This window comes from Streptacidiphilus sp. MAP12-33, assembly GCF_041261265.1.
In the GTDB taxonomy this organism is placed as follows: domain Bacteria; phylum Actinomycetota; class Actinomycetes; order Streptomycetales; family Streptomycetaceae; genus Streptacidiphilus.
In genome coordinates this window covers 224,698-238,643 of sequence record NZ_JBGCCA010000003.1, presented here as the reverse complement: position 1 = coordinate 238,643, position 13,946 = coordinate 224,698, and the positions used below count along the sequence as shown (strand labels likewise).

Below are 13,946 nucleotides of genomic sequence, written 5' to 3'. Positions count from 1 at the left end.
CATCATCATGGGGTTCATATGGTACGCAATGTCTACCAAGCCGCGTTGATGCTGGCGGCCGTCCTGCTGTCCTTCGCCACGGCGACGGTCGTCGCCGGTCTTGCCGGACTGCCCGCACCCGTGCTGGCCGTGCCCGGTGTGGTGTTCGCGTTCATGCTGTCCCGGCGGCCCGGAGGCGAGCCGTGGCCCGAGAAGGCAGGAGCGGCCCTGCTCTTCACCGCGGCTGCAGCGGCCGGCGCGTGGGCCGGTGGCGAACTGGCACGGCACCTGGTCGTCGGCGGGGCCGCGTTCGTCGCGCTGATGGGCACCTCGATCTGGGTCCGACGCTTCGGTCCGGTCGCGACGCGGCTGGGGGCGATGGCGCCGCTGGCGCTGATCGCCTGCCTGATGGCCTCATCCGGCGGGCCCGGCGGCGGGTCCCCGTGGTGGACGGCGCTGGTCGGGCTGAGCGCGTTCTGCTGGGTGCGGGCGGTGCGCCGGATCGGCGCACGCCTCACCGGCCTGCCCGGCCCGGCGCCGCGCCCCGCATCACGCCCCGCTGCGCGCCCCGCTGCGTCCACGCCGCGAAAGGCCCGCGCGGGCATGCTCCCGAGCTCACGGACTGCGCTGCAGATGGTCATCGCACTGACCGGCGCAATGGCCGCCGGACATCTGCTGTTCGGAGATCACTGGCAGTGGTGTGTCCTCAGCGCCATGGTGGTGAACCTCGGCACGGTGGGGCGCGGCGACCTGGCCCTCAAGGGCGCCGAGCGCGGCCTGGGCGCGATGGCGGGCACCCTGACGGCGGCCGCCCTCGCCGCAGTGACGGAGCCGCACGGGGCCGTCTGCGTCGCGCTGATCTTCCTGGTCCTGGCGCTCGCATCGGCGCTCCGCCCCTACAGCTACGCGCTCCACGCCGCCGGGATCACCACAGCCCTGTCCCTCCTGTACGCCTACTTCGGAGAATCCCCGCAGCAGTTGCTGCTCGTGCGCGTGCAGGCGCTGGCCCTCGGCGCGGCCGTCGCCGTCGCCGTGGGCTGGTTCCTGCTGCCGCTGCGGACCGGGGACGCGCTGCGCGCCCGCATGGCCGCGGCGCTCGCCGCCCTGAGCGCACTGCTCGAAGCCCGACAGGGCGGGACGGACACCACGCGCCCGCTCGCACACTTCGACGCCGCCCTCGACGCCGTGGCGGCCGGCAGCCGCCCACACCGCATCCACCGAGCCGGGCTCCGGCTCGTGGGCGCGCGCCGCGACGGCCGGCCGACCGCCGCCGAGGTCCTGCTGGAGCTCCGCGCCCCCGTCCGCGCTCTCACCCTGCGTCTCCCCGAGCCGGACGAGGCCCTCGCCGCCGCGACCCTCGGCAAGGTCCGGCGCGCCCTCGCCGACCGACCAGCGGCCCGGGGGCGCAGCCCGCGCCCCGACGTCGACGCGGCGCTGCGGGACCTGCTGGCGGCGATCCCCGCCCCGCGAAACTGACCGCCCGTCCCATCAGCCCCCGCCCGGCCGCTCGAGGCCGGCAGTAGCAGGGCGAAGACCTGGAGCAAGGGGCCGAGGAGCGGCATGCGTCGGGCTTCAGCCCCGCTCGACGGTCGGCGACCTGTTGTTCCAGAGGTCGCCACCGCTGAAGGGGTTGCCGGCCAGCCGGCCGTGGAAGGTGCGCACCAGGAATTCGACGATGCCGAAGTCGTACCGGGTCCAGTTCGGGCCGGACCGGGGTAGGTCCCGGCGGATGACGACCGGCCATGTGTCCGGATCGCCGACCGGACTCCAGAAGACGACGTCGTCGTTCTGGTTGAAGCCCCACATGAGCAGACCACCAGGCTTCAGATACGCGGGCTCGAGGCCCTTGTTCTCCTCGGGGAACTCGGACAGCTCTGCAGAGATCGGAAAAACACCGGAGCGCGTCCCGATCTCAGAGGCCGCAAGCGGGGGGAAGATGCTCAGGTACCGCGAGATCTCCATCGGCCCGTAGGTCTCGGCCAGCCACATGTAGTCGGCGGGAAGTGCGCTGCCATAACCCCGCACGATCTCTTCCCGGCTCGGTAGCGGCCACTTCTCGGCCGACGGCTCGAGCAGCTGCAGCAGTTCTGCCTTCGACGACACAGGCACCGTCCCCCTACCGGATATCCACCACCTGCGGATGCCAGATCAGAACCACGCCCGCACCAGCCGGGCCCCAGGAGAGACAGAGACGACCGTGATCCGGGTGGAGCGGACTCGGAAGTCCTCCTTATCGGCGCCTGGCACGACGTGGAGCGCGGGCCCTTCGGGCCGACCCGATGTAGCTCGATCCCAAGTGGATCGGCCAGAAGATCGTCCCCTGGACGGACCGTACATGCATCCACATGCTGCCCGACTCGCACGAGCGGGCCATGCGGGCAATCGACGGACGCCTCTTCAAGCTGCGTCCGATCTCCCACGCAACTTAGGCGCAACACGGGCCTTTTCGACGCCCTCTCAAGGCAGGAAAGGCGTCCGTCGATCACCTGGCATCAGGCCGCTGACCTGTGATTACGGCAGGTTGCGCGCCATGACGATGCGCTGGACGTGCTTGGCGCCCTCGTATATCTGGGTGATCTACGAGGGCACGGCCCTGGATGGGTCAGCCTCTGAGGGTGGGGATGATGTGCTCGCCGTAGGCGTCGATGGTGGACTCGACGGCGTCGTGCATGGCGTAGATCGCGAACTGGTCCACGCCGAGGCTGCGCAGGTGTTCCAGCTTCTCCTGGTGCTGCTGCGGGGTGCCGATCAGGCAGAAGCGGTCGACGATCTCGTCCGGGACGAAGGCCGTGTCCGGGTTCCCGGCGCGGCCGTGGTGGGAGTAGTCGTAGCCTTGGCGCTCCTTGATGTAGTCCGTGAGCGCGTCCGGCACGAGCCCGCTGTGTTCGCCATAGCGGGAGACGAGGTCGGCGACGTGGTTGCCGACCATGCCGCCGAACCAGCGGCACTGCTCCCGCGCGTGCGCGAGCTGTTCGTCCGAGCCGTCCGTGACGTAGGCCGGTGCGGCGACGCAGACGGTGACCGACGCCGGGTCGCGGCCCGCCTCCTCCGCCGCGCGGCGGACGGCCTTGACCATCCACTCCGTCAGGAACGGGTCGGCCAGCTGGAGGATGAAGCCGTCGGCCTGACGGCCGGTCAGCTCCAGGGCCTTCGGCCCGTACGCGCCCATCCAGATCGGCAGCTTCGGCTCACCGCTGATCCACGGGATCTGCATGACCGTGCCGTCGACCTCCGCCTCCCGCCCCTCCGCCAGCTCCTTGATGACGTGCATCGCGTGCGAGAGCCGGTCCAGCGTGGCTGGCTTGCGCCCGGCGACCCGCTGGGCGGAGTCACCGCGGCCGATGCCGCAGACGGTGCGGTTGCCGAACATGTCGTTCAGCGTCGCGAACAGGGAGGCGGTGACCTCCCAGGTGCGGGTGACGGGGTTGGTGACCATCGGGCCGACCGTCAACCGCTCGGTGGCCGCCAGGATCTGGCTGTAGATCACGAACGGCTCCTGCCACAGCACGCAGGAGTCGAACGTCCAGCCGTGGGTGAACCCGGCCCGTTCGGCGCGGATCATCCGCTCCACCAGCAACTTCGCCGGCGGATCGGTCTGGAGGACGAGGCCGATATCCATCACACACGCGCCTTTCAGATCAGGTACGAACTGGTCGCCCGCGGCACGAACGTGCCGTGACCGGCATGGCCGAGGTACTGGCCACGGTCGACGACCACGGCACCGCGCGAGAGCACCGTCCGCGCCCGGCCGGTCACCTGGCGGCCCTCGTAGGCGGAGTAGTCGACGTTCATGTGGTGCGTCTGCGCCGACATCGTGTACCGGTCGTGCGGGTCGTAGACCACGATGTCCGCGTCCGCACCGGGGGCGATCGTCCCCTTGCGCGGGTACAGGCCGAACATCCGTGCCGGGGTCGCGCAGGCCAGCTCGATCCAGCGGCGACGCGAGATGTGCCCGTCCAGGTGGGCCTGGTGCAGCAGGTCCATCCGGTTCTCCACGCCCGGCAGGCCGTTGGGAATCTTCGAGAAGTCCCCGCGCCCCAGCTCCTTCTGCCCCACGAAACAGAACGGGCAGTGGTCGGTCGAGACCACCGACAGGTCGTTGGTCCTCAGCCCCCGCCACAGCGCCGCCTGGTGCTCCTTCGGCCGCAACGGCGTCGAGCACACGTACTTCGCGCCCTCGAAGTCCGGCTCCGCCAGGTTGTCGGTGGACAGGAACAGGTACTGCGGACAGGTCTCCCCGAACACGTTCAGCCCGAGGTCGCGCGCCTGCGCGATCTCCGCCACCGCCTGCTCGGCGGACACGTGCACCACGTACAGTGGCGCGCCCGCCACCCGCGCGAGCTGGATCGCCCGGTGCGTCGCCTCCGCCTCCAGCAGCTCACGCCGCACCTCCCCGTGGTACCGCGGATCGGTGTGCCCGGCCGCCAGCGCCTGCTCGACCAGCACGTCGATCGCGATGCCGTTCTCCGCGTGCATCATGATCAGCCCGCCGTTGGCGGCCGAACGCTGCATCGCCCGCAGGATGCGGCCGTCGTCGCTGTAGAACACGCCCGGGTAGGCCATGAACAGCTTGAAGCTGGTCACGCCCTCCTCGACGAGGAGGTCCATCTCCTTGAGCGAGTCCTCGGTGACATCCGACATGATCATGTGGAACGCGTAGTCGATCGCGCAGTTGCCCTGCGCCTTCTCGTGCCACGCGTCCAGGCCGTCGCGGAGGCTGTGGCCGACGCTCTGCACGGCGAAGTCCACGATCGTGGTGGTGCCGCCGAAGGCGGCGGCACGGGTGCCGGTCTCGAACGTGTCGGAGGCGAAGGTGCCGCCGAACGGCAGCTCCATGTGCGTGTGCGCGTCGACGCCGCCGGGGATGACGTAGCAGTCGGTGGCGTCGATCACGTGGTCGGCCTGCCAGGCCGAAGCGGCCTCGCTGCCGGACGCGGCGAGCGCGACCACGCGCTCGCCCTCGATCAGCACGTCGGCGTGCAGCTCGTCGGCGGCGGTGACCACCAGGCCACCGCGGATGACGGTGCGTCCGTGGGTCACAGCGCCTCCTCGGTCGAGAAGAGTTCCTTCTGCGTCCGGTCCAGGGCCTGGACCAGCAGCTCGGCGCCCTGCTCAGCCTCGTCGCGGGTCAGCGACAGCGGCGGCGCGATGCGCAGCGTGTTGCCGAGCGGGCCGCCCTTGCCGATGAGCAGGCCGAGGTCACGGGCGTGTTCGAGGGCCAGCGCGGCGGCCGCTGCGCTCGGCTCCCCCGCCTGGTCGACGAGCTCGACGCCGAGCATCAGCCCGCGGCCGCGCACCTCGCGGACGACGGGCAGGTGGCGGGCCCCCGTCTCGACCCGCTCGCGCAGCACCGCGCCGACGCGACGGGCGTTGCCCTGGAGGTCGTGCTCCAGCAGGTGCCGCAGGTTGGCCAGGGCCCCGGCCGTGGTGACGGGACTGCCGCCGAAGGTGGAGATGGAGTTGGCGCCCAGGCAGTCCATCAGCTCGGCGCGGGCGACGACGCCGCCGACGGACAGGCCGTTGCCCAGCCCCTTGGCGAAGGTGAGCGCGTCGGGCGGGCCGGCCTCGGCGTGGGCCTGCCAGCCCCAGAAGTGGTCACCGGTGCGGCCCCAGCCGGTCTGCACTTCGTCGCTGATCCACAGGATGCCGTGGCGGTCCAGCACCCGCTTGAACGCGGCGAAGAGCCCGTCCGGCCCGTGGGTGAAGCCGCCGACCCCCTGGATCGGCTCGGCGATGAGCGCGGCGACGGGACCGCCGACCTGGGACAGCATGTCCTCCAGGTCGGCCGTGCAGGCCTCGACGAACGCCTCGTCGCCCAGATGCGCGAACGGACCCCGGGTGCGGACGGACCCGTGGACGTAGAGGGTCTGCAACGGCGAGAGGCTGGTGGGCGACCACGAGCTGTTGCCGGTGATGCCGATGGTGGAGAAGGAACGCCCGTGGTAACTGTTGCGCATCGCCAGCACCTGGTTGGAGCGGCGGTAGCTGGTCGCCAGCAGCAGGGCGGCGTCGTTGGCCTCGGTGCCGGAGGTGGTGAAGAAGACCTTGGCGTCCGGGATGCCGGACAGCTCGGCGAGCTGCTCGGCGAGCTCGACCATCGGGGTGGAGAGGTAGAGCGTCGAGGTGTGCAGGATGCGCCCGGCCTGGTCGGCGACGGCCCGGGTGACCTCGGGCAGGGCGTGGGCGGTCATGGTGGTGAGGATGCCGCCGAAGAAGTCCAGGTAGCGGCGGCCGTCGGAGCCGTGCACGTGCCGGCCCTCGCCGTGGGTGAGCTCCAGCGGCTCGCGGTAGTAGAGCGCGAGCCAGGAGGGGGTGACCGCGCGGTGCCGGTCGACCAGTCGCTTCGCGTCGTCGGTCATCTGCGCTCAGGCCTCCGTCAGCGGGCCGTAGGCGTCGGGACGCCGGTCCCGGTAGAACGCCCACTGGTTGCGGACCTGCTCGATCAGCCCGAGGTCGAGGTCCCGGACGACCAGCTCCTCCTCCTTGTCGGAGGCCGGCTCCCCGACGAACTGGCCGCGCGGGTCCACGAAGTAGCTGGTGCCGTAGAAGTCGTTGTCGCCGTACTCCTCGACCCCGACGCGGTTGATCGCGGCGACGAAGTACTCGTTGGCGACGGCGGCGGCGGGCTGCTCCAGCTGCCACAGGTACGCGGAGAGGCCGCGGCTGGTGGCGGAGGGGTTGTAGACGATCTCGGCCCCGGCGAGCCCGAGCGCGCGCCAGCCCTCGGGGAAGTGGCGGTCGTAGCAGATGTAGACCCCGACGCGGCCGACGGCGGTGTCGAAGACGGGCCAGCCGAGGTTGCCGGGGCGGAAGTAGTACTTCTCCCAGAACCCCTTGACCTGGGGGATGTGGTGCTTGCGGTACTTGCCGAGGTAGCTGCCGTCGGCGTCGATCACCGCGGCGGTGTTGTAGTAGAAGCCGGACTGCTCGACCTCGTAGACGGGCACCACCATGACCATGCCCAGCTCGCGCGCGAGCTCGCGCATCCGCGTCACCGTGGGCCCGTCCGGCACGGGCTCGGCCCAGCGGTAGTGCTCGGGTTCCTGCACCTGGCAGAAGTAGGGGGCGTTGAAGACCTCCTGAAACCCGATCACCTGCGCGCCCTGCGCCGCTGCCTCCCGCGCGTACCTCTCGTGCAGCTCGACCATGGACTCGGTGTCTCCGGTCCACCTCGTCTGCACCAGCGCCGCGCGCACGACGCGCGGCACTCCCTGCATCGACCCCTGCGAGCCTTGCGAGCCCGGTGAACTGCTGACGGATTCCGACATGTGCGGTGCCTCGCCTTCAGCGTGGTTCTACGTGCGTAGAAGCATGGTCGTTCCCGACCTTGATGGCAATATGTCGGGCATATCACAGCCCCCGCGTGTCCTTCCCAGCTCAGGCGCGTGTCGCACCCTCCGTGGTCGGCAAAAGGTCAGCGCCGGTCGCGCAGGAGCCCCACGGGCGGGCCTGACCGCCCGCAGCGCAGGCAGGCACGGTCTCGGTGGTCAGCCCATGCGCTCGTCGAGGAGACGGACGAGCTTGCCCGTGCGCGGGTTGACCGTCAGGTCCGCGGCGGTGACCCACTCCACCGCGAGTGGGTGGATGAGGCCGCGGCGGACGTGGTCGTCGAACATCGGGCGGGTCTCGCCCAGACGTCCGGCGATGGCGTGGGCCAGTGCGTCGCGGCCGCCTTCGCCGGGCGCGCTGTCGGCCAGACGCAGCACCAGCTCGTCGAGCTCGTCACGGTGGCGCAGCACGATCTGGAGGTCCGCGACCCGGTGGGCCGGGTCGGCCGCGGTGACGACGGCGCGCAGGTCCTCCAGGTAGACGGTGACCGGGCCGACGCGGGCGCCCTCCTCCGAGCGGCCGAGGAGCCGGAACCGGCGCCGGGGGAAGTCCGTCCACTCGGCCAGGTCGCCGACCGGGTAGCGGATGACCGGCATCAGCCTGCGGGCGAGGTCCGTGGCCACCACGCGGCCGGGACGGCCGGGTTCCTCGATCGGCTCGCCGGTGACCGGGTCCAGCAGCTCGACGACCTTGTCCGCCGTGAAGACCTGGTGGATCCGCGCGTCGGCCTCGCCTGCCACCGGCCCGGCCAGGACGCCCGCGTCGACGCTGGCGTAGCCGATGGAGCGGACCTGGGCCGCGGGGAAGGCCCGTGCCAGCAGGGCGAGCTGGTCGCCGTAGAAGGCCTCGCCGCTGAACAGGACCAGCCGCACGTCCGGCAGCGTGCCCGGCCCGGCGACGACCTCGCGGGCCAGCCGGCACAGCGAGGTGGGCGGGGCGGCCAGCACCGTCGCGGAGAAGTCGCGCAGCGTGGTGATGGTGGTGTCGAGCGGCGCGGCGCCGCCGATCGGCAGCTGGACGGTGGGGATCGGCGCTTCCTGGAGCAGGTTGAGCGTGAAGACGAAGCTCGAGTACAGCTCCCCGGCGTAGAAGAGGTTGGCCACCCGGTCGCCCGGGAGCAGCCCGGCGGCGGGCAGGCCCTCGCCGAAGCGGTGGCACATCGCGCGCCACTCGTCGCGGGTGTAGCGCGAGACGCGGGGCGCGCCGGTGGTCCCGCCGGTCTTGAAGACGATCCCGTCGTCGTGCGGGCTGGTCAGGACGCTGCTGGTGGTGGCGCCGTGGGCCTGCCAGAAGGCGGCGTGGTCGACCAGGGGCAGCGCGGTCAGGTCGCCGGTCGCGGCGGGCAGGCCGGCGTAGAGGTCACGGTAGAAGGGCGAGTGCTGCCGCACGAAGGCGATCAGTTCCGCCGTGGTGGTCTGCTGCTGGTTCATCGGGTCCGGGTCTCGTCCGTGTCGTCTCGTGGGAGGGTCGGCGCCGGGTCGGACGCCATGGAGGCCGTCCGACCCGGGCAGCGGGCAGCGGCCAGCGGGCAGCTGGTACCGGTCAGCGGTTGCGGATCCGGCGGTCGACCACGGCCGGCAGCTTGCCGCTGGCAGCGGTGCGCTCGAAGGCGTCCGACGGCAGGTGCTCCACGTGGAGGTCCACCAGCCGGTCCCGGACGACCGCGGCCGCGAGCTCCGGGTAGCCGTCAAGGAAGGCCTGCGCGGTCACCTCGGCGCTCGACGCCTCCGCGGCCCCCGCTTCCGTTGCCCCCGCCTCCGTTGCCCCTGCCTGCGCCTCGAGGCGCACCGTCAGCGACTCGCTGGTGGCGTCCTCGTCCAGGACGATCTGCAGGGCGCCCCGGTGGCCCAGGGTCTCCTCAGCCACGGCGAGGAACCGGCGGACGTTGAGGAAGTGGCTGCCGCTGCGGAAGATGTCCCCGAACCGGCCGAGCAGCTCGAAGCGGGGCGTGCGCCGGCCGCACGGGCACTCGCCCGGCGTCCAGCGCCCGAGATCGCCGATCTCGTAGCGGTCCAGGCGCTGCCCGCGCCGAGTGTGGGCGGTGAACACCAGGCGGCCGGTCTCGCTCACGGCGGCGGGGCGGTCCTCGTCCAGCGCCAGGATCTCCAGCGTGTGCAGGCCGCTGAACAGGTGGTGCACCCGGTCCGGGGCGTCGGGGCACTGGTAGCCCAGCGGACCCGCGTCGACGCTGCCGTAGGCGGCCGAGCGGATCACCTCGACCCCGAACTCGGTGCGCAGCCAGTCCCGCTGAGCCTGCGGGAAGTGCTCGCCGCCGAAGAACACCTTGCGCACGCCCCGGTAGGCGCGCAGTTCGGCCGCACCGGCGGCGAAGACGCGCAGCAGGTAGTTGGGCATGCCGAACAGCGTGTCGACCCCGTGCTCGACGATCGAGCGGGCGACCAGTGCGTGGTCCTCCTGCGCGGCCATCGGGTACTGGACCGCCTGCAGCGTCTCCAGCACGGAGAAGAAGCTGGAGAAGCCGCCGTAGAGCAGGCCGCCGAAGAAGAGGTTCATCGCACGGTCGGTGCGCACGTCGAAGCCCGCCGCGAGCAGGCCCTCGGCGCCGGAGCGCATGTGCTCGTGGTAGTCGTCCCAGGTGAACGCGGACAGCTTGGGCGCGCCGGCGCTGCCGCCGCTGCGGAAGAAGACCTCCGCCCGGCTCAGGTCGTCCTGGAGCAGCTCGAAGTCGTTCTTGGACACCACCTCGGCCTTCGGGGGCGCCAGTTCCCGGGCCGCGACCAGGTCGTCCAGGCACGCGTCGCCGCTGAACCGCGCGTCCAACTGGACGTCCACACGGCGGCTGTAGCGCTGGAGCGCGTAGACGCCGTCGTGCGGCTCGCCGTCGTAGCTGTCCAGCATCCGGCCCGGCACGGTGACGCGCTGCGCGCCCGCGGCGAGCACGGCCTGCGCCAGCTGCGCGGTGTCGGCACGGGAGGCACCGAGGCCGACCGTCTGGAGGTAGCGGCGCATCGGGCGCAGCACCTCCACGATGCGGGTGCGCGGGAGCGGCTTGACCCACACCGTGCGGTGCAGCGGCGAGGCGCGCAGCGCGATGCGGGTGTCGGCCAGCACCCGCCAGGTGCCGTCCGCGGCCTCGTGCACCCGGGTCAGGCCCAGGTGCTCCTCCAGCCTGGCGACCAGCACGGTGTTGCTGATCTCGGCGCGCTCCAGCAGCTCCGGCGGGGCCGGGGAGAGCGCGGCCACGGTCTGGTCCAGGACGCGGGCGAAACGCTCCGCGAAGGCGAAGACCTGCTCGTTGTCGTCGGTGTCGAGGTAGACGACCTGCGGGCTGGAGCAGGCCTGCTGGTCCAGCCGGCAGATGTCGTCGGCGATGCCGCGCAGCGCCTCGGGCGAGGCCCAGGCGTCCTGCGTGAGATAGCCGAAGGACAGCTTGGGCCCCCAGTCGATCAGACGGCAGCCCGGCGGCACCAGCGCCGCCACCCCGGCGATGGCCTCCTCGCCACCCCAGGCGGCGACCGCGTCGGCCTGCTCGCACAGGCGGCGCAGCCACTCGGTGCGGCTGGAGGGGAAGTTGAGCACGATCGTGCGCGCGGCCAGCAGGCCGCTGGGGTCCAGCTCCGCGAGCTCCGCCAGCAGCATCTGGGTGAACCGCGAACCGCCGCTGGTCTTGACCGCGTTGACGTTGCCCGCCAGCAGGCCCTCGACCACGCTGAGCGCACCCGCCGCCGGGGCGCTCCCCGGGGCGACGTGGACCAGCAGACCGACGGGCAGCCAGCCCTCGAATATCTCGCGGCGGAAGTCGAAGCGGGCCAGCCGGCCCGGGTCGATCCCGCCGAGCTCACGCATGAGCTTGGTCTCCAGCGGCTCCCGGCCCAGCGCCTCGGCGACGTCGCGCAGGGTGCGGGCCGCCTCGTGCGCCGGAACGCCCGAGGCCTGCAACTCGGCTGCCAGGCGCAGCGACTGGGAGCTCTGCGGGTCGGCCAGGGCGGCGGAGAGGAGGTCGCAGGCCGCCAGCACGACCAGCGGGCCGAGCTGCTGCCCGAGCGCCGCGCGCACGTCCTCGCCGAGTGCGTCGAGACGCTTCTCGACCTCGGCGTCGTCCACCCAGGCGCCCTGCCAGTAGTGCTGATCGATCGTCATGACGTTCCCTTGAGCAGTTCGGCGGCGGCGACGGCACAGCTGCGGTTCCGGCTGACCCCGGCCCGCCCGTGCACGGCGAACCAGGGCGTGGGCAGCCCGCAGCCGCACTCCTCCGGGGAGTGCTGCGAGACCAGGTCGCCCATGAGCACCGACTGCGCCGGCACCGAGGTGATGTACGGGGAGACGAACTGGGCGTAGCCGCGCTCCCCGTAGGGCAGCGGCTCCAGCGTGCCCACGTCGCGCACCAGCATGCGCGACCAGGTCGGCACGTGCAGCCGGTGGTTGGCGCACTCCATGTACAGCACCGAGTGCTCGACCGCGCCGTAGCCGTCGCGGATCCGCTCGTCCGGGATGCCCAGCTGGTCGTGGATGCGCCGGTACAGCTCCGGTTTGGCGACCTGCTTGTCGGCGTGGCCCTTCCACCCGCCGCCGAAGACGACCAGCGAGCGCGGGTCCAACCGCACCGGCGGCAGGCCCAGGTCACGCATCCGGTCCAGGGTGAAGGACAGGAAGGCGGGGAAGCCCAGGATCCGCACCGGGGCGCCCTCCTCGGCGTAGCGCAGCAGGGCCCGCGCGCAGCCGAAGGGGTCGAACTCGTGCCCGGCGCCGGTGTGCTTGAGCGCGTACTCGACGGACCGCACCGGCGCGAAGTGGCACAGGTACTCGTCGGTGAACGAGGTGCCGAGGTTGAGGCCGGGCCGCGGCTGGTAGTTGGAGAGCAGGTAGTTGACCGGCTCCTCCTCGCCCAGCCAGCCGTAGGAGTCGAAGACCCGCGCGACCATCCGCTGTCCGTTGCGCAGCGTCCAGTGGTCGAAGAACATCTGCGACTTCTGCCCGGTCGTGCCGGAGGAGGTGACGTGCAGCGCGACGTCCTGCTCCGGCACGGAGACGATCTCGTGAGCCTTGAAGAAGTTGGCGTGCACGTAAGGGAGTCGGTGCAGCTCGTCGATGCCGTCGAGCGGCGCACCGGCGGTGGGGCCGGACTCGAGGAGGCGCGCGAAGAACGGCGACCTGGCCGCGTGCCAGGCGTTGGACTCGTTCATCGCCCGGACGAACAGCTCGTCCAGTTCGGCGCCGACCATGTAGGGCTCGGCGATGTCGCACAACTGCTGGACGTGCGCGAGCGCGGCCGGGTCCGGGACCGCGACCGGTTCGAGGTACTGGCTCAATGGAATATCCCGTGCGTGTTGAGGTACTGCTGCTTCCACAGCTCGATGTACTGCTCGGTGAAGGGGCGGAACGCGGCGTCGATGGCCAGGCCGCGGAAGTCGAGAGGTTTCATGGTGCGTGCCATCACCACGTAGTCGCGGTAGCCGTCGCCCTCCAGGCGCATCGCCGGATAGGCGGCGGCCGGCAGGAACCCGTTGCCGAGCAGCAGGTTCAGGTCCGCGTAGCGGTCCAGCGGCAGCAGCATCTCGACGTGCAGCGCGCCGTGGTCGGACAGGGTGCTGATCACCGCGTCGAGGTCGCCGCCGCGCTCCGAGAGCCCCGGAGCCGTGGCGACCAGCGCGCAGTAGCCGTCGCCCCGGTTCAGCTGGGCGTAGACCTCGAAGCCGCCGTCCTCGGCCGTGAGCAGCACGTTCGGTGCATGAAAGGGGTAGAACCGGTCCCCGGGCTCGGGGACCGCCTCGGTGAACCGGCGCCGGACGAACGCGGGCGCGTCCACGAGCTCGAACGCGGACGCGGCGCCCGCTCGGACAGGGTCGGGAGAAGTCCGCCCGTCCACCGTGGGGCGTGGCGCGTCGGGCAGCCCGACGGTCTCGTGCACCGCGTCGACCAGGCCGGCCAGGCCGGCCGGCACCCGCGGGACGGGAAGGCGCTGTTCGAGCACACCGGGGCGGTGACGGGCGAGGAGGACCATCGTCTCGTGGCGGTCGGACTTGCGCAGGTTCGGGAACACGCCGAGGGCGCGGAACCCGCTCTGCAGACAGATGCGTTGCGGCGCGGTGGAGTTGGTGCGTGCCGTCGCGTAGACGGAGTCCACCGGCTGCTCGCCCAGGATCTGGTCGCTGAGCTCCCGCACCGCCTGCCGGGCGATGCCGCCACCGCGGGCGTCGGGGTGCACTGCCAGTCCCTGCAGTTTCCCCAGCCGCTCCGAAGGAGAGACGGTGCCGAGAATCGAGGCGACCAGCGGCCCCTGCGGGCCGGTCCGGGCCACCAGCCAGGTGGTGGTGGGGGATTCGATCTCCCGCGCCATCACCTCACGGTCGGTGCCGAGAGGCAGGGTGTACGAGCTGCCGTACACCGCCCGATAGAGCGTCAGCAGCTCGTCGATGTCGTCCGTGCGGGCAGCACGGAATTGCGCAGCCAATCTACCTCCCCAAAGTCCCCCCGGGCCCCGGGGGTCGCCCGGGGCCGGATTTCGCCCTCGCCATCGGAAACGGTCCCTGGATGAGGTGTCCGCGTGTGGTGGATCCCGCACGAAGCAGGCCATGCCGCAACCCGCCTGGCGTGTTGACCAGCGGGGCGGCAAACCGAATGGAGGAGCCGGATCCGCGCTGCGGGGCGGCCCGACAAGATCACTCTAACCCGCCGGA

10 protein-coding genes are annotated in these 13,946 nt (G+C 71.7%); 1 reads left to right on the top strand and 9 read right to left on the bottom strand.

Features of this window, described 5'->3' with window-relative positions:
• The first annotated feature begins 18 nt into the window (after window positions 1-18).
• Window positions 19-1,455, top strand: a complete 1,437-nt coding sequence (locus ABH931_RS05520; protein ID WP_370110437.1) for an FUSC family protein — start codon at window positions 19-21, stop codon at window positions 1,453-1,455.
• Between the two features lie 96 nt (window positions 1,456-1,551).
• Here the strand turns inward: ABH931_RS05520 and ABH931_RS05515 are convergent, their stop codons facing one another.
• The 9 genes from ABH931_RS05515 to ABH931_RS05475 form a co-directional block, all read right to left on the bottom strand.
• Window positions 1,552-2,082 carry a hypothetical protein gene (locus ABH931_RS05515; protein ID WP_370110435.1) on the bottom strand — a complete coding sequence of 177 codons (531 nt, stop codon included), beginning with the start codon at window positions 2,080-2,082 and terminating at the stop codon, window positions 1,552-1,554.
• Between the two features lie 499 nt (window positions 2,083-2,581).
• Window positions 2,582-3,598: a TIGR03842 family LLM class F420-dependent oxidoreductase gene (locus tag ABH931_RS05510; protein ID WP_370110433.1), complete on the bottom strand. Its 1,017-nt coding sequence runs from the start codon at window positions 3,596-3,598 to the stop codon at window positions 2,582-2,584.
• Window positions 3,599-3,612: 14 nt separating this feature from the next.
• Window positions 3,613-5,019, bottom strand: a complete 1,407-nt coding sequence (hydA, locus tag ABH931_RS05505) for a dihydropyrimidinase (RefSeq protein ID WP_370110431.1) — start codon at window positions 5,017-5,019, stop codon at window positions 3,613-3,615.
• Window positions 5,016-6,338, bottom strand: coding sequence for an aspartate aminotransferase family protein (locus tag ABH931_RS05500; protein ID WP_370110429.1), 1,323 nt, complete (start codon window positions 6,336-6,338; stop codon window positions 5,016-5,018). The genes hydA and ABH931_RS05500 overlap by 4 nt, the downstream gene beginning before the upstream one ends.
• 6 nt (window positions 6,339-6,344) lie before the next feature.
• Window positions 6,345-7,187 (bottom strand): nitrilase-related carbon-nitrogen hydrolase, encoded by an 843-nt coding sequence (locus ABH931_RS05495; protein ID WP_370110581.1) that lies wholly within the window; start codon window positions 7,185-7,187, stop codon window positions 6,345-6,347.
• A 279-nt stretch (window positions 7,188-7,466) separates the two neighbouring features.
• Window positions 7,467-8,738, bottom strand: coding sequence for a phenylacetate--CoA ligase family protein (locus tag ABH931_RS05490; RefSeq protein ID WP_370110427.1), 1,272 nt, complete (start codon window positions 8,736-8,738; stop codon window positions 7,467-7,469).
• Between the two features lie 112 nt (window positions 8,739-8,850).
• Window positions 8,851-11,409, bottom strand: coding sequence for an acyl-CoA reductase (locus ABH931_RS05485; protein ID WP_370110425.1), 2,559 nt, complete (start codon window positions 11,407-11,409; stop codon window positions 8,851-8,853).
• Window positions 11,406-12,578: an acyl-protein synthase gene (locus tag ABH931_RS05480; RefSeq protein WP_370110423.1), complete on the bottom strand. Its 1,173-nt coding sequence runs from the start codon at window positions 12,576-12,578 to the stop codon at window positions 11,406-11,408. The genes ABH931_RS05485 and ABH931_RS05480 overlap by 4 nt, the downstream gene beginning before the upstream one ends.
• Window positions 12,575-13,720, bottom strand: a complete 1,146-nt coding sequence (locus ABH931_RS05475; protein WP_370110422.1) for a GNAT family N-acetyltransferase — start codon at window positions 13,718-13,720, stop codon at window positions 12,575-12,577. Before ABH931_RS05475 ends, ABH931_RS05480 begins: the two co-directional genes overlap by 4 nt.
• Between the last annotated feature and the right edge of the window lie 226 nt (window positions 13,721-13,946).

What these genes read in the sequence shown, in the direction of transcription:
- ABH931_RS05520 (WP_370110437.1), top strand. Translation starts at nt 19, where the DNA reads ATGGTACGCAATGTCTACCAAGCCGCGTTGATGCTGGCGGCCGTCCTG.
- ABH931_RS05485 (WP_370110425.1), bottom strand. Translation starts at nt 11,409, where the DNA reads ATGACGATCGATCAGCACTACTGGCAGGGCGCCTGGGTGGACGACGCC.
- ABH931_RS05510 (WP_370110433.1), bottom strand. Translation starts at nt 3,598, where the DNA reads ATGGATATCGGCCTCGTCCTCCAGACCGATCCGCCGGCGAAGTTGCTG.
- ABH931_RS05500 (WP_370110429.1), bottom strand. Translation starts at nt 6,338, where the DNA reads ATGACCGACGACGCGAAGCGACTGGTCGACCGGCACCGCGCGGTCACC.
- ABH931_RS05490 (WP_370110427.1), bottom strand. Translation starts at nt 8,738, where the DNA reads ATGAACCAGCAGCAGACCACCACGGCGGAACTGATCGCCTTCGTGCGG.